General features: G+C 72.5%; 24 protein-coding genes. 14 read left to right on the top strand and 10 right to left on the bottom strand.

The genetic code is table 11. The annotated features are described in order from the left end of the window. Positions 1-74 precede the first annotated feature (74 nt). The gene (locus ACZ7LU_RS01675) at positions 75-842 is read right to left on the bottom strand and encodes a DUF4142 domain-containing protein (RefSeq protein WP_398305746.1); all 768 of its coding nucleotides are present in this window, start codon (positions 840-842) and stop codon (positions 75-77) included. Between the two features lie 168 nt (positions 843-1010). Continuing rightward, the gene (locus tag ACZ7LU_RS01680) at positions 1011-1718 is read right to left on the bottom strand and encodes a peptidyl-tRNA hydrolase (RefSeq protein WP_468085685.1); all 708 of its coding nucleotides are present in this window, start codon (positions 1716-1718) and stop codon (positions 1011-1013) included. A 58-nt stretch (positions 1719-1776) separates the two neighbouring features. On the opposite strand from ACZ7LU_RS01680, the gene ACZ7LU_RS01685 reads away from it, so the two are divergent. Continuing rightward, entirely contained in the window at positions 1777-2706 is a 930-nt protein-coding gene (locus ACZ7LU_RS01685) for an ABC transporter ATP-binding protein (protein ID WP_471915338.1), read from the top strand. A gap of 35 nt (positions 2707-2741) precedes the next feature. Next, positions 2742-3410, top strand: a complete 669-nt coding sequence (locus ACZ7LU_RS01690) for an ABC transporter (RefSeq protein ID WP_471916453.1) — start codon at positions 2742-2744, stop codon at positions 3408-3410. Between the two features lie 59 nt (positions 3411-3469). Here ACZ7LU_RS01690 and ACZ7LU_RS01695 read toward each other — a convergent pair whose 3' ends face one another. The 3 genes from ACZ7LU_RS01695 to ACZ7LU_RS01705 all read right to left on the bottom strand — a co-directional run bounded on the left by ACZ7LU_RS01695 (position 3470) and on the right by ACZ7LU_RS01705 (position 5322). Then, positions 3470-3646 (bottom strand): hypothetical protein, encoded by a 177-nt coding sequence (locus ACZ7LU_RS01695; protein WP_468713215.1) that lies wholly within the window; start codon positions 3644-3646, stop codon positions 3470-3472. A gap of 10 nt (positions 3647-3656) precedes the next feature. Then, positions 3657-4511, bottom strand: coding sequence for a polysaccharide deacetylase family protein (locus tag ACZ7LU_RS01700; protein WP_471915339.1), 855 nt, complete (start codon positions 4509-4511; stop codon positions 3657-3659). 118 nt (positions 4512-4629) lie between these two features. After that, on the bottom strand, positions 4630-5322 hold the full coding sequence (locus ACZ7LU_RS01705; protein ID WP_471915340.1) for an alpha/beta fold hydrolase: 693 nt from the start codon (positions 5320-5322) through the stop codon (positions 4630-4632). Positions 5323-5582: 260 nt separating this feature from the next. On the opposite strand from ACZ7LU_RS01705, the gene ACZ7LU_RS01710 reads away from it, so the two are divergent. The 7 genes from ACZ7LU_RS01710 (at position 5583) to ACZ7LU_RS01740 (ending at position 11249) form a co-directional block, all read left to right on the top strand. Continuing rightward, complete coding sequence (locus ACZ7LU_RS01710; protein WP_468085293.1) at positions 5583-6053, top strand: hypothetical protein; 471 nt, start codon at positions 5583-5585, stop codon at positions 6051-6053. Between the two features lie 162 nt (positions 6054-6215). Next, the gene (locus ACZ7LU_RS01715; RefSeq protein ID WP_471915341.1) at positions 6216-7424 is read left to right on the top strand and encodes a methyltransferase; all 1209 of its coding nucleotides are present in this window, start codon (positions 6216-6218) and stop codon (positions 7422-7424) included. A gap of 139 nt (positions 7425-7563) precedes the next feature. After that, the gene (locus ACZ7LU_RS01720; RefSeq protein WP_471915342.1) at positions 7564-8781 is read left to right on the top strand and encodes a Cmx/CmrA family chloramphenicol efflux MFS transporter; all 1218 of its coding nucleotides are present in this window, start codon (positions 7564-7566) and stop codon (positions 8779-8781) included. Further along, positions 8778-9197, top strand: a complete 420-nt coding sequence (locus ACZ7LU_RS01725; RefSeq protein WP_471915343.1) for a RidA family protein — start codon at positions 8778-8780, stop codon at positions 9195-9197. Before ACZ7LU_RS01720 ends, ACZ7LU_RS01725 begins: the two co-directional genes overlap by 4 nt. A gap of 45 nt (positions 9198-9242) precedes the next feature. Continuing rightward, complete coding sequence (locus ACZ7LU_RS01730) at positions 9243-9821, top strand: TetR/AcrR family transcriptional regulator (RefSeq protein WP_468085297.1); 579 nt, start codon at positions 9243-9245, stop codon at positions 9819-9821. Between the two features lie 122 nt (positions 9822-9943). Continuing rightward, entirely contained in the window at positions 9944-10057 is a 114-nt protein-coding gene (locus ACZ7LU_RS01735) for a tryptorubin family RiPP precursor (protein ID WP_398305779.1), read from the top strand. A gap of 139 nt (positions 10058-10196) precedes the next feature. Continuing rightward, positions 10197-11249, top strand: coding sequence for a cytochrome P450 (locus ACZ7LU_RS01740; protein ID WP_471915344.1), 1053 nt, complete (start codon positions 10197-10199; stop codon positions 11247-11249). On the opposite strand, the gene ACZ7LU_RS01745 is transcribed toward ACZ7LU_RS01740, so the two are convergent. Beyond that, a complete protein-coding gene (locus ACZ7LU_RS01745) occupies positions 11246-12010 on the bottom strand; it encodes a class I SAM-dependent methyltransferase (RefSeq protein ID WP_471915345.1) in 765 nt (254 codons plus the stop codon). The two genes, ACZ7LU_RS01740 and ACZ7LU_RS01745, sit on opposite strands and share 4 nt — an antisense overlap. 345 nt (positions 12011-12355) lie before the next feature. Between ACZ7LU_RS01745 and sph the strand changes: the two genes are divergently transcribed. Then, entirely contained in the window at positions 12356-13342 is a 987-nt protein-coding gene (gene sph / locus ACZ7LU_RS01750; RefSeq protein ID WP_471915346.1) for a sphingomyelin phosphodiesterase, read from the top strand. A gap of 16 nt (positions 13343-13358) precedes the next feature. Here the strand turns inward: sph and ACZ7LU_RS01755 are convergent, their stop codons facing one another. From ACZ7LU_RS01755 to zapE, 3 genes are all read right to left on the bottom strand, one after another. Then, on the bottom strand, positions 13359-13973 hold the full coding sequence (locus ACZ7LU_RS01755) for a DinB family protein (RefSeq protein ID WP_471915347.1): 615 nt from the start codon (positions 13971-13973) through the stop codon (positions 13359-13361). 69 nt (positions 13974-14042) lie between these two features. Next, complete coding sequence (locus tag ACZ7LU_RS01760) at positions 14043-15404, bottom strand: PhoX family protein (protein WP_471915348.1); 1362 nt, start codon at positions 15402-15404, stop codon at positions 14043-14045. A 170-nt stretch (positions 15405-15574) separates the two neighbouring features. Continuing rightward, positions 15575-16666, bottom strand: coding sequence for a cell division protein ZapE (gene zapE / locus ACZ7LU_RS01765; protein ID WP_398305797.1), 1092 nt, complete (start codon positions 16664-16666; stop codon positions 15575-15577). Between the two features lie 36 nt (positions 16667-16702). Here zapE and ACZ7LU_RS01770 point away from each other — a divergent pair, with 36 nt between their 5' ends. The 4 genes from ACZ7LU_RS01770 (at position 16703) to msrB (ending at position 20034) form a co-directional block, all read left to right on the top strand. Then, complete coding sequence (locus ACZ7LU_RS01770; protein ID WP_471915349.1) at positions 16703-17491, top strand: pyrimidine reductase family protein; 789 nt, start codon at positions 16703-16705, stop codon at positions 17489-17491. 136 nt (positions 17492-17627) lie between these two features. After that, a complete protein-coding gene (locus ACZ7LU_RS01775) occupies positions 17628-18110 on the top strand; it encodes an indole-3-glycerol phosphate synthase (RefSeq protein ID WP_468085305.1) in 483 nt (160 codons plus the stop codon). Between the two features lie 90 nt (positions 18111-18200). Next, a complete protein-coding gene (murC, locus tag ACZ7LU_RS01780; protein ID WP_471915350.1) occupies positions 18201-19613 on the top strand; it encodes a UDP-N-acetylmuramate--L-alanine ligase in 1413 nt (470 codons plus the stop codon). Between the two features lie 13 nt (positions 19614-19626). Next, positions 19627-20034: a peptide-methionine (R)-S-oxide reductase MsrB gene (gene msrB, locus ACZ7LU_RS01785; RefSeq protein ID WP_398305808.1), complete on the top strand. Its 408-nt coding sequence runs from the start codon at positions 19627-19629 to the stop codon at positions 20032-20034. Between the two features lie 368 nt (positions 20035-20402). Here msrB and ACZ7LU_RS01790 read toward each other — a convergent pair whose 3' ends face one another. After that, complete coding sequence (locus tag ACZ7LU_RS01790) at positions 20403-23441, bottom strand: AfsR/SARP family transcriptional regulator (RefSeq protein ID WP_471915351.1); 3039 nt, start codon at positions 23439-23441, stop codon at positions 20403-20405. Positions 23442-23543: the final 102 nt, after the last annotated feature.

The raw sequence follows: 23543 nt of genomic DNA on the forward strand, positions 1-23543 counted from the left end.
CCCTTCGTCCCCCTGCGTCCCCAGGTCATGACCCTGCCGGGAGCGGGTGAACCCTCGGGTGAAGACGTTCAGAGCTACATTTGAGGTTCCGGCCGATCGGTGTTGACCTGGCCGGGCGGCGCGGGCGAGGGGCGGGACGTGGTGGAGACGTCGCCGCTCGGTCCGGCGGGCGCGGGCTCGGGGGGCGCTGCCCCGGAGGGCGGGGGCGGCCCGGTGGGGCTGGCGGTCGCGGTCGACGCGGCGCCGTTCGCGATCCCGTCGAAGTCGACGAGCCCGGTGGCCTCCAGCATCGTGATGTGGTCGAGGACGGTCTGGTTGGCGTCCGTGGCGAGCTGCCGGATCAGCGAGTTGCGGGTGCTGTCCCGCACCTGCGCGACGACGCTGAAGACCTTCCCGTGCGCGACGCGCAGCAGGTTCGCGAACTTCCGCTGGTACGTCTCGCCGCTCGCCGCGGTGAGCTCCGCCAGCCACCCCTGCTGCTGCTCGGTCGGCTGGTTGGGCAGCTCCACGCCGAGCTGCGCGGCGACGGTCCTGGCCCGCTGGTCGAGGTCGGTGTGCCCGACGATCAGGTGGTCGCCCGCCTCCTTGATCGCCTTGGTCGGCGCGCGCTCGACGGCCTGCTGCCCCGCGGGTATCTCCCACAGCCCGGCGAGCCGCACCTTCACGAGCAGATCCCGGTCGGCCGCGGAGAGCGGCCCCCACTGGGTCGCCACGGACCCGGCGGCCAGATTGGCGGGCCCGGTACTGGAACGGTCGGCGTACGACCACACCGGGAACGCGATCGCGCCCAGTGTGGCGACGAGTGCCGCGATGATCAGAGCCGTGCCGTTGACGCGCCGCAAGGTGCCTCCCGAGGTGCTCCCGTGTCGCCGGTGATACCGGGGAGTACGGAAGATACGGGCGGGGCGTTCAACCGCGCGAGATGTCGGACGGGGCGGAGTTGTCCTCCCGGGCGGAGTCGTCCTCCGGCGCGGAACCGTCCTCCCGGGCGGGCGTCGACGGCGTGGGCGTCAGCGGCGCAGGGCCGGGTGGTCGGCCACCACCGTGCAGGAGCCCGGGGCGATCTCGGTGAAGCCCGCGTCGCGGACCACCGGGAGGCCGCTCGTCGTCAGGGTGCGCCAGTGCCCGGCCTCCGGGGTGCGGACGGAGAGCGGGAAGCCCGCCTCGCGCCAGGCCGTGCGCTCCTCGGCCGGCAGCTCCCACCAGGCCAGCTGTGCGCCGTGGCCCGCCTGTGCCATCGCCTTGCCCGCCGACATGTCGACCTCGGGGCTCATCCACAGGACCGGGTGCGCCGGGTCGGCGCCGGCCGGGGGCTCCGGGTCGTCCAGGTCCGTGCCCGACACCTGGAGCCGCGCCAGCTCCTTGGGCCAGCCGTCCAGGGGGACCGGCGGGAAGACCCGGACCTCCGCCGACTTGCCGGTGACCGTGATGCCGGGCAGCGCCTCCGCCCTGCGCCACTCGGCGCCGCGCGCCCTGCGCACCACCTTGCGGATGCGGGCGTCCTGCCAGTCGCGCATCGCCTGCGCCCACTCGCCGTCGCCGAGGGACCGCTCGTCGCTCAGCATCACGAGGACGGCGCGGGCCGCGGTCTCCAGGGCGTCGGTGCGGGCCGGGGGAGCGGCGCGCTCGATACGGGCGACGAGGGGCAGCACGTACTGCGGGGCCTCGTCGCGCGAGGTGCTCTCGTGGCGGAAGGGGCTGTCCCGCACGTCGGGCATGGTCGTCTCGTCGCTGGTCACGGCCACCAGTCTGCCAGCGTGCGCGAGGATGGCCCGCATGGAACAGGATCTCGCGGTGCGGCTCCACGGGGTGGGCCGCCGCTACGGCGTGGGCGGCGCGTGGGTGCTGCGCGGTGTCGACCTCGGCATACGGGCCGGGGCCCTGGTGCGGATCGAAGGGGCCAACGGCACGGGGAAATCAACCCTGTTGAGGCTGCTCGCCGGCATCGACGCGCCCTCCGAGGGCCGGGTGACCGGGCGGCCGCGCACGGCGTTCGTGCCCGAACGCTTCCCGGCCGCCCTGCCGTTCACCGCGGTGGGCTACCTCACGCACATGGGCCGCGTCCACGGCCTCGGGCGCACCGCGGCGCGGCGGCGCGCGACGGAGTGGCTGGAGCGCTTCGGCGCCGCCGGGTACGCGCGTACGCCGCTCTCGGAGCTGTCCAAGGGCAGCAGCCAGAAGGTCGCCGTGGCGCAGGCCCTGCTGGCCGAGCCCGGCCTGCTGGTCCTCGACGAGGCGTGGACCGGCCTGGACGCCCCGGCCCGCGCCGAACTCGATCGCGCGGTCGCCGACCGCACGGCGGCGGGCGGTGCGGTGGTCTTCGTCGACCACGATCCGCGGAGGCTCGCGGGGGCGGCGGACGAGACGTACGCGGTGGTCGGTTCCGGTCTGAACCGCCGTACGCCCGAAGCGACTTCGGCGCAGTGGCAGGGGCCGACGGTCCTCATCGAGGTGCAGGGGCCCCAGGGCGTGGAGCTCCCGGAGCCCGTGGCGGAAGCGGCCGTGGGGGAGGCGGTCGTGGCGGAGGCGGTCGTGGCGGCGGGCCCCGGGGCCTCCGACGGCATCACGCGCCTCGTGGTCCCGGGACCGCACTCGGACCGGGTCCTGCGGGAGCTCCTGACGGCACGGCCGCCGTGGCACGTGGTGACGGTGAGGGCCGGGGAGACGGCGACGACGACGGCGGCGCGCGGCGGAGAGGAACTGTGATGTCCTCGGCGTCCACGCGGTCCGCGCTGTCCCCGCTGCCCGCTCTGCTGCGCTATCAGACCGCCCTGCTCGTGCGCTCGCAGCGCTGGCTGCCGCCCGTCATCCTGTACGCCGTGTTCCTCGCCGTCGGCGTGCAGGGCGGGCAGCCCGTCCTGGAATCGCTCGCGTACGCGGCCGGGGTGCTGCTGCCCGTGGCGGCCTGGCTGGTACGGATCTGCGTGACCAACGAGCCGCCCGCGGCCCGCAGTTGCTCCGCGGCGGCCGCGGGGCCGGGGCGGGCCCACCTCGCCTCGCTGCTCGCCGCGTTCCTCGCGTCGGCCGCCCTCGGAGGCGTGGCGACGCTCGTCGTGACGGCCGTCAGCGACGCGGTGAGCACCAATGCGCGGCTGCCGGTGCCACGGCTCCCCGCCGGCATGGCGGGCCTCCTCGCGATGCTGGTCTGCGCGTCGCTCGGCACCGCGCTCGGAGCACTCGCGAACCGGCCGCTGCTGCGTTCCGCCGGGCGGGCCGTCCCCGCGATGCTGCTCGGGTCGCTGCTCCTCCTCGTCACCACGGGCTCCCCGGCGAAGTCGGCTCTCACCGCTCTGACGACGGGTTCGCGGGAGGGCACGGTGCCGCTGCCGCTGGGCGCGACGGCGGGGGCGCTCGCCGTGGCGGCGGGGGCGGTGTGGGCGGCGTGCGCGCTGTGTTCGCGGCGGGGGTGAGCGGGGGCACCCTCTCTGCCCGGGGGCACCCTCTCTGCTGGGGGCACCCTCTTACCCCCTCAGCCGGAGCAGGCCGACCGTTGCGCCTCCTGCCACTCGCACGCCGGGCAGAGCGTGACGCCCTTGCGGGACTCCGGATACTCGGTGGGCTCGCGGCACAGCACGCACTCGGCGCGCGGCTCGTCCGGCGCCGGGCCCACCGCACTGTCCGCGCCGCAGTGGTCCTCATCCGCCATGCGGACCAGCCTAGCTCCGCGCCCCCGCCGCCCCCACTGTCCCGATCTGCTCCGAGACGCGGACGAACCGGAACCCGCGTTCCCGCAGTTCCGGGACGATGGTGCGCAGGGCGCGCTCCGTCGCGGGCGCCGCGCTGCGCGTGCAGTGCATGACGACCACCGAGCCGGGCCGCACCCCGTCCAGCACCTGCCTGGCCACCGCCGCGGCGTCCGTCGCGAAGGCGTCGCCGCTGACCACGTCCCACTGCACCGCGGTGACGCCGCCGGGCGCGAGCGCGCGCAGGGCCCGCCGGTCGTAACAGCCGCCCGGGAAACGGAAGTACGGCACTGCCCGCTCGACCCCCGCCGTGCGGAAGGCGGTGAAGGCGCGCTCCATGTCGGCGCGCATCCGGGCGGCGGGGACCGCGGGCAGCCCGTAGCAGCTGCCGGTGAAGGCGTGGTGGCTGTACGAGTGGTTGGCGACCTCGAAGAGGGGGTCGCGGCCGATGTCCTTGGCCTGGGCCGGGTACTGCTCGGCCCACCGCCCCGTCATGAAGAACGTCGCGGGTACCTTCAGCCGCCGCAGCGTGGCGACCAGCTCCGGGTTGTCGAACCGTTCGCCGGCCTTCGCGCGGGGCCCCTGGTTCGCGGTCATGTCGGCGTCGAAGGTGAGGGCGACGGTGCGGCCGCTCGTCCGGGACCCGTTCGTGAAGACGGGGGTGAGACCGGAGGGGCCCGGCGCGAGTGTGGGCGGGGCGGTCGCCGGGGGCCGGGCGGGGGGACTCGGGCGGCCGGGTGCGACGGTGTCGCCGGCGCACCCGGCGAGGACGGCGGTCAGGGTGCCGAGGGCGCAGAGCGCGGCGCATCTCCGTACGAGAGTGATCACCTAGTGACGATATATCCGTAAAGCTGACAAATAGGGAAAATCGGGCGTTGGTGCGTCCAACGCTCCGCGCCGCCACCCGTCCGGCGTCCGCCCCCCGCGATCCAGCCCCGTCCGGTGACTAGATCCAGCCGTCCAGCGACGCCATGAACGCGTCGAAGTCGTCCCGGTGCATGGTGTGCCCGGCGCCCCGGACCGTCCGCACCTCGAAGCCGCGCCGCGCCAGCTCCTCCTTGAGCGGGCCCCCGACGACGGGGCTCGGGTCGGCGACCTGCACGAGCGAGGGCACGACGGGCGCCGCCGGAGTGCGGTCGACCGCGCCCGCGCCGGACAGCGACAGCGCGGTGTCCGGATCCCACATGGCGAGGGTGGCGGCCTCGATGTCCACGTCGATCTCCTCCCAGCGCGGGTTGAACTTCGCTATGACCTCGCGAGGGACCCGCTGGAACTCCACGAACACCGCGGGATCGACCGCGTCCTCGCCGCCGAGCGCCCACGCGGGGTCGGAGTACACGGCCCGCGCGGGCGCGAGCCGCTCGGCCGCGAGGGCGAGCGCGAGACCGCCGAGCGAGTGCCCGAGCGCGAGCTCCGCGCCGGTCGGCAGGGTGTCGACCAGGTCGTCCGCGAAGATCTCCGCGCCGTACGCGCCGCGCCCGCTCGCCCCGTGCCCGCGCAGGTCCACGCCGATGACGCGGTAGCCCTCGGCGGCGAGAGCGGGGCCCACGCGACGCCACGTCCGGTGGTCCGACATGATCCCGTGGACCAGGAGGGCCACGCGGTCGCCGGTGCCCCATTCGTGGGTGTGCAGCTTCATCGTGCCGGTGCCTTTCTGGTGCGGGAGATGCGGGCGGTACACCTGGATCTTCCGGGGCGGACCCGCCCGCTCCGGCGGCGGGCTCCGCGATGTGACGCACGCAACGGGCTCCGGCCACGCACAATGCAGCACCGGGGCACGGACCGAGGCAGTCTCGGAACGGCCCGGAAGGCGGCCCCGAGCGGGGCCCGAAGGTGACGGAAGGAACCACTATGCGTCCGGTACTCCGCGACGACGTACGGCAGTTAGCGAAGAGATGGGTGGACCAGGCCCGGGCCGACGCGCTGAAGAACGGCGAGGAGCCGCCTCCCGCCTTCTACGACGTGCCCGACGACCAGCGCGCCCCGCTGTTCCACGAAGCGCATTACTGGCACACGCTCGCCTCCGGCCTCTTCCTGGAGCAGTCCGTGCCGCCCCGCCCCTCCGAGACGAACATCCGGGCCATGCGCAGGCACCTCGCGGACTGCGCCGGCCAGCTGCGCTCGATGATGGACCGGCGCGGCGACCTGCTGCCCGAGGGCGCCCGCGAACAACTCGCCACCATCGAGCTGCGCGTGGCCATGGCGCTGGACCTGGTGGAGAACGCCGGTGCGGCCTGGGCCCGCGAGACCGACGCGGCCTGGCACGAACTGATGCTGCTGGCCCGGCTCCTCGACTACGACCCCTCGCGCACGACCGACGACTGGGTGCCGGAAGGGTGGAACAACTTCGCCGGCCTCTATCTGGTCTAGGTCGTGGTCTCCGGTTCAGGTCGTGGCCCGGGATATCCTCGTCTCCGGTACGTCCAGTACATCCGGTACGTCGGTACGCCCGGTAGACCCTCAGGTCCCTGAGATCTCCCGCGTCGCAGCGCTCTACGTGCCCCAGCGCCCCGCGACCACAAGGAGTCCTTGATGCCCCGCATCGAGTGGACCGAGAACGACCGCACCGGCTCCGACACGGGCGCCGGCCCGGACGCTCCCGTGCACAGTGCCCGCTGGCACTCCGAGAGCGGCGCTCCGGCGCCCCGCCGCGTCGTCGTCGCCGACGACCGGACGAAGGCCGACGTGGCCTACCGGCTCGTCTGCGAGGGCACCGCTCTGCTGTGGCGCGGCGACTTCCACGGGGCCCGGCAGCTGCTGAGCGCCCTGGGCCGCCGCGTCGACCGGAAGGCGGCCGCGCCGCGCAAGGCGGCTGCTTCGGGCAAGGCGACGGCGCCCGGCGTCACGGTCGCCGACTCCTTCCACCTGCACCGTCGCGCCCGCGGCCACCGGGCCCGCGTGCTCGGCATGCTGCTCGTCCACCTGGACGGTGACCACGGCCTGGCGCTGCGCCGGGCGCCCGACGTGCGCGCCGCCTGCCGTGAGGCGTACGGACCGCCCGACGGGCCGATGGTGGTCTCCCTGCGCGAACTCCTCGGCGTGATCGGCGCCCACGAGTGGCGGTCCAAGGGGGTGCACGTGCCCGCTCTCGACGACCGGATCCACCCGCACTACGGCGTGTTCTCCCCGGTCAGGGGCGAGTACGTCGACCTGGTGGCGCGGGTGCCGCTGCCGGGCGCGGCCGAGCGGGGCGCGTCCCCGCGGCGTACGGCGTTCGACATCGGCACCGGCACCGGCGTGCTCGCGGCCGTCCTCGCCCGCCGGGGCGTCGACCGGGTGGTGGCCACCGACATCAACCCGCGCGCCATCGCCTGCGCGCGGGACAACATCGAACGGCTCGGGCTCCAGGAGCGAGTGGAGGTCGTCGAGACGGGCCTCTTCCCGGCGGGCCGCGCCACGCTCGTCGTGTGCAATCCGCCGTGGCTGCCCGCCCGGCCGACCTCCGCCGTCGAACAGGGCGTGTACGACCCGGGCGGCGCGATGCTGCACGGCTTCCTGAACGGGCTCGCCGAGCATCTGGAGCCCGCGGGGGAGGGCTGGCTCATCCTGTCCGACCTGGCCGAACACCTCGAACTCCGCACGCGCGAAGACCTGTTGGCATCCTTCGACGCGGCCGGGCTGCGGGTGGCCGGGCGGCACGATATCGCGCCGCGCCATCCGCGCGCCGCGGACGCCACCGACCCGCTGCACGCCGCCCGCGCGGCCGAGGTGACCTCGCTGTGGCGGCTGACCCCGGCGTGAACTGACCGGGCGGGCGGGTCAGGTGGACCGTCCCTTTTTGAAGCAACCGTTTCAGAACATGCTAGCGTCGTCACTCGTCAGTTCTGAAGCAGTCGCTCCAAAAGCGGGGCGGCCGCATGCGACCGGGAGGGCCGCTGCCATGCCGCTTGCGGTGTACATCGTCGGGCTGGGCATCTTCACCCAGGGAACCTCGGAGTTCATGCTGTCCGGCCTGTTGCCCGGCATGGCCGACGACTTGGGCGTCTCCGTCCCCGACGCCGGACTGCTCATCTCGGCCTTCGCGGTCGGCATGGTCGTCGGCGCGCCCCTGCTCGCCGTCGCCACGCTCCGCTGGCCGCGCCGCACGGCGCTCGTCTCCCTGCAGGCCGCCTTCGTGGTGGCCCACGTCATCGGCGCCCTCGCGCCCGGCTACACCGTCCTGTTCGTGACGCGCGTGGTCAGCGCCCTCGCGTACGCCGGGTACTGGGGCGTCGCCGTGGCCACCGCCGTGGCGCTCGTACCGGCGGACGCCAAGGCGCGGGCGGTCGCCGTCGTCGCCGGCGGACTCACGCTCGCCACCGTCGTGGGCGTTCCCGCGGGCACGGTGCTGAGCCAGTTCTCCAGCTGGCGCGCCGCGTTCTGGGCGGTGGCCGCGGCCACCGCGGTGAGCCTGGTCGGCACGCTGCTCGCCGTCCCCGGCGGCCGCGGCGAGGACACCGGCCCCTCGGTCCGGGCCGAACTGCGGGCCATGGCGCGACCGCAGCTGTGGCTCTCGTACGCCATCACCGCCTTCGCCTTCGGGGCGGTCATCGTCACCTTCAGCTATCTGGGGGCGCTGCTCACCGAGGTGAGCGGGGTCTCCGAGGGGTGGGTGCCCGCGGTCCTCGCGCTGTTCGGCGTCGGCGGCATGGCGGGCCTCGTGATCGGCGGACGCACCGGCCAGACCCGTCCCCTCGGCACGCTCGGTCTCGGGCTCGGCGCGCTCGCCGTCTTCTCCGCGCTGCTCGCGCTGACGGCGCACGTGACGGCCGTGGTGATCGTCCTGGTCTTCCTGCTCGGCCTCGTCGGCTACGTCACCAACCCGGCCCTGCAGTCACGGGTGTTCGGCCTCGCGCCGGGCGCGCCGACGCTGGTCGGCGCGGTCAACACGGCCGCGTTCAACGTCGGCAACACCGTCGCCCCGCTGCTCGGCGGCATGGCCATCGACGCCGGGCACGGCTACGCCTCGGTGGCCTGGGTCGGCGCCGCGCTGGCCGCCACGGGATCGGCGGGCGTGCTGTGGGCGGCCCGTCTTCAGAGGGTGGTGCGGGAACGGCCACCGCTGCCCGGGCACCGTACGGCCGTGACCGCTCACGACACCGCGAGGGCCGAAGCATGAGCACCACCGAGCAGCACCGGGACGGTGCCTCGCGCGTCCGCGTCACCGCCGACCCCGACTGGTACGAGTCGGCGGGCATCTCGCTCGGCATCCGCGTCGGCGACCTCGTCTTCACCTCGGGGCAGGCCCCGGTCGACGAGCACGGGCGCACCGTGGGCGCCGGGAACTTCGAGGCCCAGGCGCGCCGGGCCCTCGCCAACCTGTCCACCGTCCTCACCCACGCGGGCTCCGGCCTCGACCGGCTGGTCAAGCTGACGGTCTTCGTCACGGACGTCGCGCACCAGGGCGCCTTCGCCCCGCTCCGCGCGGAGTTCTACGGCACGCCCCCTCCCGCGGAGAGCTTCGTCCAGGTCGCCGCGCTCGCCGACCCGGCGTGGCTGATCGAGATCGAGGCCGTCGGCGCCGTCGGAGGGTGACCCTCCTGTTTTGTAAGCACGTTCCAAAACCTTTACCGTGGGCGCATGGCCAGACCACGAGAGTTCAACGAGGACCGGGTCGTCACCGCGGCCATGGAGACGTTCTGGCGCCACGGGTACGAGGGCACCTCGACGCGCGACCTGTGCGACAGCACGGGTCTCGGCCCTTCCAGCCTCTACAACACCTTCGGCGGCAAGCGGCAGCTCTACCTCCGCGCCCTTCGGCGCTACTACGACACCGCCACCGCCGAGCAGGTCGAGATCCTGGGCGGCAAGGGGCCGGTGAAGGAGCGGCTGCGCGCCATGATGGTCCACGCCGTCGACGCCGACCTCGACGAGACGGGCGCGCGCGGCTGTTTCGCGATCAACGCGGCCATCGAGATCGCCGGGCTCGACCCCGAGGTCAAGGAGGCGGTGCGGCGCAACTTCGACCGGGTGGAGGACGAGCTGTGCGCCGTCGTGGAGGAGGGGCGGCGCGCGGGCGAGATCCGGTCCACCGGCGACGCGAGGACCGTGGCGCGCCGGGTGCAGAGCACGTACTACGGCCTGCGCGTCCTCAGCCGCGTACAGGACGACCGCGAGACGCTGCTCGCCACGGTGGACGGGGCGCTCGCCGACCTGTGACCTGGCGGGGCGCGCGGCCTCTTGGTGCGCTGACGCCCCGCTCACGCGTCCCGCTCGTCCGTTTATCGGATGTTGATCGGGTGCCGCGACGCTCCACGAGTCCATGTCGCCCCTGTTCGGGCATGGGTCCGACGGAATCGACCGGAGGTACGCACATGAAGGTTGTCCGCTCCCTCAAGAAGAAGATCACCGGCGAGAAGAGCCTGAAGGCCTACGCCTGGTACCACTGGTACTAGGCCGACTCGAGCCACTCACCGCGCGCATCCCGCGCGGATGCGCATCCCGTAGGGACGTAATGCGCCGTTGAGGCCCGTGCCCGGTGTGCCGCCCCCAACCGGCCGCCGGGCACGGGCCTCCCGCTCCTGGAGATCTCCGATGGCCATATCCGGTACCGACCGGCTCGCGCGGACCACCCTCTTCACGCCGCGACTCGACGCCCTGCTGCGCGACCACCGCGGCCAGGACGTGTTCCGCCTCGACGCCGACACCGTCGGCGTCGCCGGGCCCGCCCTCACCGACCAGATCCTCGCCGCGCGGCCCGCCACCGAACGCGAACGCCCCACCTTCAAGCCACTCCACGGGCGCTCCATCCCGCGCACCGAGGCGTCCACCGTCATGCGGGCCATCGGCCGCGACGTGCGGGCGGCGCTGAAGAAGCCGGTGCCGGGAAACCTCGACCTCACCGGGGAGTGGCCGCACGTCGGCCACGTCCACCTGCGCGACCTGATCCTCGGCGCCGACCCGTACCGGCTGCGCATCCTCATGGACCGCACCCTGGAGCTGACGCCCAAGCTGACCTGGACGGTCATCGCCACCGGTGCCGCCCTGCCCCGCCGACTCCGGCCGGGCGCACCCGTCACCAGCATCGCGGGCCTGACCGCGGACGCCACCACCTACAGCGACCGCCGCTACGCCATGGGCCTGTACCGGCGTGCCGCCGCCCCCGTCTGCTTCACGGTCTCCACGCTCGTCGCCAACGCGTACTGGCTCGGGGCGCCCTTCGACGACGAGACGCCGAACGAGCACATCCTGTACGAGTCCATGCGACTGCTGCCGCCGTCCTGGAACATCCTGCGGAACGCGTCCCCCGAGTACCCCGCCCTCGACGACCGCATCGGCACCGGCGACGACGTCCTGCTCCTGCCGCTGCTCAGCCACCGGGACCCGGAGCTCTGGGACGACCCGGACACGTTCCGCCCCGAGCGGTGGGCCGCCCTCGACCCCGACGACCACCCCGGCTACCTGCCCTTCGGCCACGCCTCCGAACGCTGCTGGGGACGGCACATGGTGATGCCGCTGGCCGGGATGCTGCTCGACGTCCTGCGCGCCGACGGGGTGACGGTCGACCCCCGGCAGGCCACCGCGAAGGTCCCGCTATCGGGGCTGCTGGGCGTCGACAAGGTGCGGCTCGTCCGCGGCAGGCCTTAACGCGTCCCGGCCACGGTCCCGGGCTCGCGGCGGAACAGGGCCGTCCAGAGGAAGGGCTCACCGAAGAGCTCCGCATCGGACGGCTCGTCCCGCATCCTGCGCAGCTCGACCTCCGTCAGGCCGGCACCGGAGAAGATCCCGCGGAGTGCGTCCGGCGTGTACGCGAGGCCGCCGTGCAGCCGGGCATCGCGGTAGAAGTCCGCGTCGGGCAGCTCGGATCCCATGCCCCCGTCGCCGGCCGCGAAGCAGGTCAGGGCGAGATGGCCACCGGGGGCCAGGACGCGGTCCAGGAGGGCGAGGTAGCTGACGCGGCGGTGCGGCGGCAGGTGGTGGAAGCACCCCGAGTCGTAGATCAGGTCGTACGGTCCCGCCAGCTCGGTCTCCGCGAGCGCGAAGGCGTCACCGAGGTGGAACCGGATGTCGGCCCCCGCCTCGCGGGCGCGCTCCGCCGCCCAGTCGAGGGCGGCGGGTGACAGGTCGACGGCATCCACCTCGTGGCCCAGGGCGGCGAGGTGCAGCGCGTTGCGCCCCGGGCCGCAGCCCAGGTCGAGGGCGCGGCCCGGCGTGAGGAGGCTCCGCTCGGCGTACGAGACGAGGTTCTCGTCCGGCTTGGCCGCGAAGAACGGCACCGGCTTGTCGCGGTCCGCGTAGAAGCCGTCCCACCACCGGGCCCCGTCGGCCGTCCAGCGGTCGGCCGCCGGCTCGAACAGGCCGTCCAGAAGTCTCATCACATCGTCGACCGTGCGAATGCTGCGATCCATCAAGTCCCCTTTCCCGAGGGGTAATTGTATGGGTGGGGTGGTGAAAACCGCAGGTCAGGGGCTTCTTGTGCTGGCCGCTTGGAGGCGCCATGAGGGTGTCCGCGAGCCCGCTGCGGCCGCGTCGGACCCTGCCCACGCCCACCGCCCCAAAAAGCGTCCGCGCACCCCTGGACGGCCGCCAAGGGCCCTTCCTGCGCCAGGCCAGGACCACGTGTTCACGTGAAGTATCCCCAGAAGTAATCACAGCTGCTTGGATGTTCGAGCGCCCGAACAGGGGCACCTCCCGCACCTCCCGCACCAGCCGTCACAGCAGCAGCAACCACCCCCACACATCCAGGAGTTTCAGTGCCGCACACCGCGCTGCGCAGGACCCAAGCCGCCGCGATCACCTCCGTGCTCGCCGCCGCCACGCTCGCCGCCGTCGCCCCGTCCGCGACCGCCGCCGACGCCTCCGCCGCTCCGCCCTCGCTCAAGGTGCTCACGTACAACGCCTTCCTGTTCAGCAAGTCGCTCTACCCCAACTGGGGCCAGGACCACCGCGCCAAGGCGATACCGGCCGCCGACTTCTTCCGGGGCCAGGACGTCGTCGTGCTCCAGGAGGCGTTCGACAACTCCTCGTCCGACGCGCTGAAGGCCAACGCGGCGGCCCGCTACCCGCACCAGACGCCCGTCATGGGCCGGGGCAAGAGCGGCTGGGACGCCACCGGCGGCGCGTACTCCTCGGTGACGCCGGAGGACGGCGGCGTGACGGTCCTGAGCAAGTGGCCGATCGTGCGCAAGGAGCAGTACGTCTACAAGGACGCGTGCGGCTCCGACTCGTACTCCAACAAGGGCTTCGTCTACGCCGTCCTGGACGTGAACGGCACGAAGGCGCACGTCGTGGGCACGCACGCCCAGTCCACCGACCCCGGCTGCGGCAGCGGAGAGGCCGCGGCCACCCGCGCAAAGCAGTTCAAGGAGATGGACGCCTTCCTGGACGCCAAGAACATCCCCGCGGGCGAACAGGTCATCGTGGCGGGCGACTTCAACGTCGACTCGCACAGCTCCGAGTACGCCTCGATGCTCGCCGACGGCGGCCTCGCCCCCGCCGACACCCGCACCGGCCACCCGTACTCCTTCGACACCCGCGACAACTCGATCGCCGCCGAGCGCTACCCCGACGACCCGCGCGAGGACCTCGATCACGTCCTCCACCGCAAGGGCCACGCCCGCCCCGCCACCTGGCACAACAACGTGATCAAGGAGCAGAGCGCACCCTGGACGGTCTCCAGCTGGGGCAAGGAGTACACGTACACGAACCTGTCGGACCACTACCCCGTGACGGCGTACTAGCGGACGTCACCGGCTGTCACTGGCCGACCCTGCCGTCGACGCACTCGCGCAGCAGGTCGGCGTGGCCGCAGTGCCTGGCGTACTCCTCGATGCGGTGCACCAGCAGCTCCCGGACTGAGATCCCTTCCTTCCCCAGCCGCTCACCGAGGTCGGGGTGGCCGGTGAGCACGGCATCGGTGGCCGCCTGCTCGCGTGCCAGGTCGGCGAAGGCGGCGTCGACCACGGCCTGGTCGGCGACGGCTCCGTCGAAGTCCGCGCCGCGCTCGCCGTACAGCTTCGGCACCGGGTCGCCGTCGCTGATCCAGTTGCGCCAGTCCCGCTCCACCTCGACGAGGTGCCGGACCAGGCCGAGGAGTGACATCGTCGAGGGCGGCACCGACCGGCGGGCCAGCTGCTCCGGGTCCAGGCCCTCGCACTTCATGCGGAGGGTCAGGCGGTAGTTCGTCAGGAAGTCGAGGAGTGTGGGGAGTTCGCCGTCCGGGCTGCCGCCCTCGCTGTTGCGCGGGTCCTGGTCCGGGTCGGCCCACATGTCGGGATAGGTGGTCGCCCGGGTCCACCGCGTGGGGTGCTCGTTCCGGTCGTTCTCGCCGCTCTGGTCGCTCTGGTCGCTCTGGTCGCTCATGCGGGTCATGGTCGACCGTGCGGGCCCGGCCCGCCAGTGATTTGTCACCGGGGGCCGGCCCGCTCCTTGCGTCAGGGCCTACTTGTGCCAGGGCCCCGTCACCGCGAACGTCGTGCCGGGCGTGTAGCAGTTCACGTACATCGTGTCGTGGTCGGGGGAGAAGGTGACGCCCGCGAACTCGCCCCACTCGGGCTTCTCGGGGGTGCCGATGTTCTGGCGGTTGCGGGCCATCGCGTAGACCTCGCCGCCCCGGGTGACGCCGTACACGTGCTGGGCGCCGTCGCCGTCCTCGCACACCATCAGGCCGCCGCTGGGCGCGAGGCAGATGTTGTCGGGGGACTCGCCCGGCAGCTGGATGTCGGTGCTCGGGCCGAACACGACGACCAGGGTGAGCCGTCGGCCGGACGGGTCGTACCGCCAGATCTGGCCGAAGTGGTCGGCCGCCGAGCCGTCGCCGCTGCGCGCGAAGGACGACACGAAGTAGACGGACGAGCCGCCCCAGTAGCAGCCCTCCAGCTTCTGCGCGTGGGTGATGCCCTTCTTGCCGAAGTCCTGGTGGCGGATGGGCGTTCGGACGGCCAGCGGATCGGGGACGTCGACCCACTCGATGCCGTCGAAGGTCGCCCCCGTCTCCTGGATCGAGGACAGGTCGGGCACGCCGGGCACCCGCATGGCCTGCAGTCGGCCGCCCGCGCGCAGCGAACCGCGGCCGCCCCCGGGCTTCTTGGGCAGGAAGCGGTAGAAGAGGCCGAAGGGCTTCTCGAAGGCGTCCTCGGTCTCGTAGACCACACCGCGCTTCGGGTCGACGGCGACGGCCTCGTGCTGGAAGCGGCCCATCGCGGTCAGCGGCACCGCACCGGTGCGCCGCGGGTCCACCGGGTCGACCTCGAAGATGAAGCCGTGGTCCTTGGTGTAGCCGTTCGTGCCGGCCTTGTCCTCGGTCTCCTCGCAGGTGAGCCAGGTACCCCAAGGGGTCGGGCCGCCCGCGCAGTTGACGGCGGTCCCGGCGATCGCGACGCGTTCGTCCAGGACCTTGTCCCGCCGGTCGAGCGCGAGCGCCGTACACCCGCCCTTGGCCGCCGGGTCGTAGGTCAGCTCCTTGACGGTCGGCACGCCGATCCTGCCGGTGACGCGGTTCTCGTGGTTGCGCACGAGGTGGACGCCGCCGTTCCTGCCCCGGAAGGCGGCCATGCCGTCGTGGTTGCTGGGCACTCTGCCCTCACCCGACCGCAGGGGCTCGCCCTCGCGGGAGAGAACCTGGTAGCGGAAACCTTTCGGCAGATCGAGCAGACCCTTGGGGTCGGGGACGAGAGGGCCGTAACCGGCCTTCCCGTGCGCGGCCGCGGTGCCCGCGAAGAGTTCCGAAAGGGCGCCGGTGAAGGCGATTCCGGCGCCGAGGGCACCGGTTCGGGCAAGAACCTGACGTCGAGTGGCGGACATGATGGGCAACCTCCTGCTGGCGGACAGGAATGTGACCGGATGTGTGTACCACGCGCATTAGTTCGCGGGAACCACGCGCGTAGCTTCCGTTTCACGTGCCGACTTCGCGCGCCGTCCCGTGTCCCCGCCGGGAGCCCCTGCCCCCGCCGGAGGTCTCCGCCGGGGCGGGGCTACTCGCCCACGAGGCCCTTCGCGTCCCGCGCGAGCGCCGTGAGCCGCGAGATGGCTCGGAAGTACTTCTTCCGGTATCCGCCGTTCAGCATGTCCTCGCTGAAGAGCCGGTCGAAGGGCACACCGGAGGCGAGCACCGGTACCTCTCGGTCGTACAGCCGGTCGGCGAGCACCACAAGGCGCAGGGCGGTCGACTGGTCGGGCACCGGCGTCACGTCGGTGAGGCAGACGGCGGCGAGCCGGTCGGTCAGCGCGCCGTACCGGCTGGGGTGGACCTTGGCCAGGTGTGCGAGGAGGTGCGGGAAGTCGTCGAGCGAGGCGCCGTCGGTGGCGTACGCCGCCTTGGTGACCTGCTCCTCCGAGTACGGGGCGGGTGCCTCGGGCAGGCCGCGGTGGCGGTAGTCCTCGCCGTCGATCCGCAACGCCTTGAAGTGGGACGACAGGCCCTGGATCTCCCGCATGAAGTCCGTGGCGGCGAACCGGCCCTCGCCGAGCTTGCCCGGCAGCGTGTTCGAGGTCGCGGCGAGCGCCACGCCCTGCTCGACGAGCTTGGAGAGCAGCGAGGAGACCAGGACCGTGTCGCCCGGGTCGTCGAGCTCGAACTCGTCGATGCAGAGCAGCCGGTGACCGCTGAGGGTGCGCACGGTCTGCTGGAAGCCGAGCGCGCCGACCAGGTTCGTGAGCTCGACGAAGGTGCCGAAGGCCTTCTGCTCGGGCGCGGCGGGCGCCGCGTGCCACAGGGAGGCGAGGAGGTGGGTCTTGCCGACGCCGTAGCCACCGTCGAGGTAGATGCCGCGCGGGCCCGCGGGGGCGGCGGCCTTCCTCTGGAACCAACGCTTCCGGCCGGAGCCGGAGGCGTGCGCCCCGCCGAGCCCCGCCGCGAAGCCGCTGAGGACGCGGACCGCCTCGGTCTGGCTCGGCTGGTTCGGGTCCGGAATGTACGTATCGAAGCGGACCGAGTCGAAGCGCGGCGGCGGCACCATCTCGGCGACCAGTCGGTCGGCCGGGACGTGGGGCTCACGGGCGCAGAGGGACAGCGGAGCCACTTCGGCTATGGGGCGGTGCCCGGAGGCGGCGGAGGAGGACGACACGGTTCCCCAGCTTAAGGGGCGTGCAAGACTGCGGATATGCGACGCCTGTTCCCTGTGACCGACCAGACAGCAGACCAGACGGCAGATCGGACGGATGAGACGGCCGACCGGGAGTGGAGCCTCGACGAGCTGGCCGACGCCTACGCCTACCCCTCGGGGGAGGCGACCTGGCTGCGCGCCAACATGGTGTCCACCCTCGACGGCGCGGCCCACCACGACGGCCGCGCCCACCCCATCTCCGGCGACACCGACATGCGGATCTTCGGCACCCTGCGCAGCCTCGCCGATGCCGTGGTCGTCGGCGCCGAGACCGTCCGCAAGGAGGGTTATCGCCCGGCGAAAGCACGTGCGGTCTTCGAGCGGCACAGGGCGGCGGCCGGGCAGACGGCGGCGCCCGCCATCGCGGTCGTCAGCGCCGGTCTCGACCTGGACTTCTCGCTTCCGCTCTTCACCTCGCCGGTGACGCCCACGCTCCTGGTGACCGGGGCCTCCGCACCCGCCGACCGGATCGCCGCGGCGGAGAAGGCCGGCGCCGTCGTGGTGATCGCCGGCGAGGGCGCGACCGTGGAGCCGGAGCGGGTGGCGCCCGCCCTGGCCGAGCGGGGTCTCACCCGGCTGCTCACGGAGGGCGGGCCCCGCCTTCTCGGGCAGTTCGTGGCCGCCGGGGCGCTGGACGAGCTCTGTCTGACGGTGTCACCGATGCTCACGGCGGGGGACGCGCAGCGGATCGCGGGCGGGTCCGCTCTCCAGGTCCCCGCGCGCTTCGCGCTGGCGTCCGTACTGGAGGAGGCCGGGTTCCTCTTCACCCGATACCGTCGAACCTGACAATCAGCGGAATCAGCCGTTCCGTTTGGCTTCGGCTGGGCACACTAGATCTCGCAGACCCCGTGCGGCCACGGGGCAGGATGGTTTCCGCAAGGGCCTCAGGACGCGGGGCCCACGGATGAGAAGGGCGCCTGGCGTGTTCACAAGCGTATTGATGATCGAGAAGGCCCTGACCTCCGCCGACGTGGAGTTCGTCACCACCTTGCACGGGGACGAGCCGGTCGCCTTCCATGTACTGCTCCAGCCCAGGGGCGATCAGGCGGACCGGCTGCTGCGGGCCATCGACGACGTCGCCCTCGGCGAGCTGGACGAGGCGGCGCGCGAGGGCGAGACCCCGGAGGGCGAGGAGGCCACGGGCCCCGGCGAGCAGGCGCTGCGGGTCTCGCTGACCGCGCTGCGCGCGGCGGGCTGCGCGGCGCAGGGGCGGCTCATCGAGGACCACCCGCTGGACGCGCTCAAGACCCTGGTCGAGGACGCCGACGCCGACGAGGTGATCGTCCTGACCGACCCGCACTACGTGGAGGAGTTCTTCCACCGGGACTGGGCCTCGCGGGCGCGCCACAAGGTGGGCGTCCCGGTCCTGAAGCTGTTCTCGCACAGCCTGGCCGACGAGGCATAGCCGGGAGCCGGGTGCCTCGGGCGTCGTGGGCCGCGCGAGGCCATAGGCTGGGGCCTGCTCAGTCGTCGTAACACCAGGGGAGACACACGCATGGCACCCGGCCTGCCCCAGTCCATGGCCGACATGGACCGACCGCACTTCATCGGCATCGGCGGCGCCGGAATGTCGGGCATCGCGAAGATCCTGGCCCAGCGCGGCGCCAAGGTCGCGGGCAGCGACGCCCGCGAGTCCGCCACCGCCGACGCGCTGCGCGCGCTCGGCGTCACGGTCCACATCGGCCACGACGCCGCGCACCTCGCGTCCGACGCGACCTGCGTCGTCGTCTCCTCCGCCATCCGCGCGGACAACCCCGAGCTGGCCCGCGCGGCCGAGCTGGACATCCCGGTCGTGCACCGCTCGGACGCCCTCGCGTCGCTGATGGACGGCCGCCGCCCGATCGCGGTGGCGGGTACGCACGGCAAGACGACCACGACGTCGATGCTGGCCGTCACCCTCGCCACCCTCGGCCTCGCCCCGTCGTACGCGATCGGCGGCGACCTGGACGTGCCGGGGTCGAACGCGTTGCACGGCGAGGGCGACATCTTCGTCGCCGAGGCCGACGAAAGCGACCGCAGCTTCCACAAGTACGCGCCCGAGGTCGCCATCGTCCTCAACGTGGAGCTCGACCACCACGCCAACTACGCGTCGATGGACGAGATCTACGAATCCTTCGAGATCTTCGCGGGCAAGATCGTCCCCGGCGGCACGCTGGTCATCTCGGCGGACCAGCCGGGCGCGGTGGAGCTGACCAAGCGCGTCCGGGACCTCGGCGAGCTCAAGGTCGTCACGTACGGCGAGTCCGAGGGCGCGGACCTGCGCATCCACAAGATCACCGCGCGCGGCCTGACCAGCGAGGTCACCGTGCTCCTCGACGGCAAGCTGCTGACCTTCACGGTCTCGGTGCCCGGCCGCCACTACGCGAACAACGCGGTCGCGGCCCTCGCGGCCGGCATCGCCCTCGGCATCCCGTCCCGGAACCTCGCGGGCGCCCTGAAGTCGTACACCGGCGTCAAGCGCCGCCTCCAGCTCAAGGGCGAGGCGGCGGGCGTCCAGGTCGTCGACTCCTACGCCCACCACCCGACGGAGATGACGGCCGACCTGGAGGCGATGCGCTCCGCCGCGGGCGAGGCGGGCGACTCCCGCATCCTCGTCCTTTTCCAGCCCCACCTCTTCTCGCGCACCCAGGAGCTGGGCACGGAGATGGGCCAGGCCCTCGCCCTCGCCGACTCCTCCGTGGTCCTCGACATCTACCCGGCCCGCGAGGACCCGATCCCCGGCATCACCAGCGCCCTGATCATCGACGCAGCCCGCGAGGCCGGCGCCGAGGTCGTGGCCGCGCACGACAAGGCGGAGGCCGTGCGGATGATCGCGGGAATGGCGAAGCCCGGTGATCTCGTTCTCACGATGGGAGCGGGCGACGTCACGGACCTCGGCCCGCAGATCCTGGCCGAGCTGTCGAAGTAAGGGGTTCAGAGTCATGTCGTACGACGTCGAGAAGCCGGACGAGCAGTGGCGCGCGGAGCTGACCCCGTCGGAGTACGCGGTCCTGCGCCAGGCCGGCACGGAGCCCGCCTTCGTCGGTGAGTACACCGACACGAAGACGAAGGGCGTGTACTCCTGTCGCGCGTGCGGCGCGGAGCTGTTCACCTCGTCGGAGAAGTTCGAGTCGCACTGCGGCTGGCCGAGCTTCTTCGACCCCAAGGACACCGACGCGGTCGAGCTGGTCCAGGACACCTCGCACGGCATGGTCCGCACGGAGGTGCGGTGCGCCCGGTGCGGGTCGCATCTCGGGCACGTGTTCGAGGGGGAGGGGTATCCGACCCCCACGGATCAGCGGTACTGCATCAACTCGATCTCGCTGCGTCTTACGCCGGACGAGGGCTGAGTCCCTCCGGGCGGGCACGGCGGCGGGGTCTCCGTCGCCGTGCCGGGTCGCCGTCAGGCGCGAGGTGTTCCCGGATGGGGAGTCGCCGTCCGGGCGGAGGCCTGGGCGGCTTCTGTTTCCTCGGTGAACTTAAATGCAGAGGGCATGCAGATCAATGCTCCCACGGCAAAGGCGATGGCCGGGACCACCAGGAATAGCGGGACCTTCTTCGGGTGTCCCGCAAAGTGCTTTCGTGCCATGCGCTGACGTTCTCCGTTACTCAATAGTAGCCCGGGGTGGCGGAATTCGCTGCCCCGCCGGAATCAAAGCCTAGGGGTAGGGCGCGGCGCAAGAAGTTCGTCGAATCTCCCCATCCGCTTTTTGTGGGGCTAATCCGGAACGGAGAATTCCGCCCGAACCTCGGCGAGAGCGGCCCGGGCCCGCGCCGCTTCGTCCGCCGCCCCCGTGCGGTCCGCGGCAGCCACGGCGGCGGTGAGGTGGGCGGCCGCCGAAGCCGCCCGGCCCAGGCGGTGCTCGGCCGCCCCCAACCCGTGCAGGGCCTGCGCCTCCTCGTGCGTCGCGCCGATGCTCCTGGCCAGTTCGAGGGCGCGCGTGTGATGCTCGGCCGCCTCACGGAAACGAGCCGCCGAATACAGCGCGCTGCCCATTCCGTGCAGCGTTATCGACGCGTTCCGTCGGTCGCCGAGACGGCGGAACGAGGTCAATGAGTCCTGGTACAGGTCGAGCATTTCGTTGATTTCCCTCGACGCATTCATGGTGTTCGCCAGATTGACCTGTGCCATGGCGTGTTCCGCAGCGGTCCCCGACGTCGCAAGTATATTCCGGGCCTGTTGGAGAAGGTGCCGAGCGGATTCCTTCTGCCCGATGCGGAGGGCGAGGTCGGATAGATTGTTGAGTACGTGCGCCTCTTCGTGAGAGTCACCCACTGCGCGGAATCTCACGAGCGCGGAATGGAAATGCTCGTCGGCGACCTTGTGGTTGCCGAGATAGAGGTGCGTGATGCCTAAATTGTTCTCCGAGCGGGCGATCTGCCAGGGGTCGCCCGAGCGCGTGCGCAGCGCCAGGGCCTCCTCCTGGTCGGCGAGCGCCTCCGGCAGGCGGCCGAGGTTCCAGCGCAGTACGCCCCGCGCGTGCCGCACTTCGGCCACCGTCGTGTCGTCGATGCCCCGGGCCGTCCCGAGGGCCCGCCCGAGGGTGACGAGAGCCCGGTCGTAGTGGCCGCTGCGGGACAGCGCGGTGCCCAGGTTGATCAGCGCGTACACCTCGGCCGCCGGCTCGCCCGCGGCCCGCCAGTGCGCCGCGGCCGCCAGGTGCATGTCCTGGGTGTGGGCCGAGTACCTCTCCTCGTGGAGGAAGCCCGCGAGCGAGCCGGCGAGCAGCGCCGCCTCGTGCGGCCGGCCGTTGGCCCGGCAGTGGCGCTCGGCCGCGATGAGCCCCGAGCACTCCGCCGCCAGCCAGCGCCGGGCGTCCGCGGGGCTGTTCCACAGGGGTTTCCGGTAGGCGGAAACGTGGCGGGGCAGATTCGGGCGCGGGCGGCGCGGGGCGATCAGCCGGTCCGCCGCGTCGGATGCCTGTACGTAGAAATCGATCAGTCGATGGAGTGCCTGTTCCCGTTCGGCGGCTGCCAGTTCGGAGGACGCCAGCATGCGCGAGTATTCGCCGAGAAGATCGTGAGTGGTGTAACGCTCGGGCGCCGGTTCCTGGATCAGGTGGGCGTCGAGAAGTCCCTCCAGAACACGCTCCGTACGGTCGAGCGGGAGATCCGCAAGGGCGGCCGTCGTGAATGCGTCATAATCTGGGCCGAGTTGGAGGCCGAGAATGCGGAAAACCGCTCTCTCTTCGGCGTCGAGTGTGTGGTACGAGACGTCGAATGCCCGCGCTATCTCCTGTGTGCCGTCCCGGATTTCCCGCAGTCTGCCGTGGCCGTGCGTGAGCCGGTGCAGCAGATGGCCGGCCGTCCAGGAGGGGCGGGAGGCCAGGCGCCGGGCGGCGAGCTCGATCGCGAGGGGCAGCCGCCCGCAGAGCCGCACGATCGCGGTGACCTCGCGGTCCGGGGCGGCATGAGGCTCGTCGGCCAGCTCACGGAACAGCGCGACGGCGTCCTCCTCGGGGAGTACGTCGAGCAGGACAGGACGGACGCCGGGGAGCCCGGAGAGCCGGCGACGGCTGGTGACGATCATCAGGGAGGGCGAGGGGCCGGGGAGCAGCGGCCGCAGGTGGTCGGGGTCGGCCACGTCGTCCAGGACGATGACGGCGCGGCGGCGGCTGAGGAGCGTGCGCCACAGGCCGACGAGGTCGTCGAGTTCGTCGGGCAAATCGCCGGGCGCGATGCCCAGCATCCGCAGCAGCGCCGTGAGGGCGGCCCGGGTGGAGAGGGGATCCTGGCCGGGCGAGTGGGCACGCAGGTCGAGGTGGAGCTGGCCGTCGGGGAAGAGCGGCTCCAGGCCGCGGGCCGCGTGCAGGGCCAGCAGCGTCTTGCCGACGCCGGCCATGCCGGAGATGGCCTGCAACGCGATCACGGTGCCGGCCGACCGGCCCGGCGCCCTGCCCGCCGCCCGGATGATCGTCGTCAATTCCTCCTGTCGGCCGACGAGTTCCGCGTGCCGGGGCAGGGTGTGCGGGGTGGCGACCCGAGGTTCCCTGCGGGGGAGCAGCTCACCCAGGGGAGCCCTGGTCAGGATGAGGTGGTGCAGGCGTGCGAGCGCTTCGCCGGGGTCGGCGCCGAGGTGCTCGCGGAGGTGGCGGCGGACGGTCTCGTACACCTGGAGGGCGTCCGCCTGCCGGCCGCAGCCGTACGTCGCGGTCATGAGCTGGGCGGCCAGTGTCTCGTCGCCGGGATGCCGGTCGAGGAGCGCGGCCACGTCGGGCACGAGCTCGGCGAAATGGCCCCTGCGCAGCTCGATCCCGAACCGGGTCAGATGGGCGGCCAGCTGCTTCTGCGACAGGGTCGCGCGCACGCTCTCCACCCAGGGGCCGCTCAGCCCGGCCAGCGGCTCGCCGCGCCAGAGGGCGGCCGCTTCCCGCAGCAGGTCGAGGGCCGCGCCGTCGTCGGCGTCGTCCGCCAGGGTGCGGGCCCGCGCGGCGAGCTGCTCGAACCGGTGGCAGTCGACCTGCTCCGGGCGGATGTCGAGCAGGTACGTGTGGGCCCGCTGCACGAGCGGTTCGCCGCTGCCGGCGGCCCGGAGGCGGCGGCGGATCCGGGCGGCGTAGGTGTGCAGGCCCGCGCGGGGTTTGGCGGGCGGAGTGTCCTCCCACAGGCGGTGGATCAGGGTGTCCAGGGAGACCGGCCGGCCCGCGTCGAGGGCCAGGGCCGCGACGATCAGGCGTTCTTTCGCGGAGCCGAGAAGATCGAGACGGCCGTCGTATTCCAGCGCGACGGTTCCGAGGACGCGAATTCCGATCTCCACCAGTGCCCCCGTCCGCCGGCCGGCCTGTGTTCTGAATAGGCGTCAAAGAATCGCATGATGTCAATATCGTTCAAATAGTGGCGCTAGATGGTTCACTTCATT

Source organism: Streptomyces sp. NPDC039462, assembly GCF_055639375.1.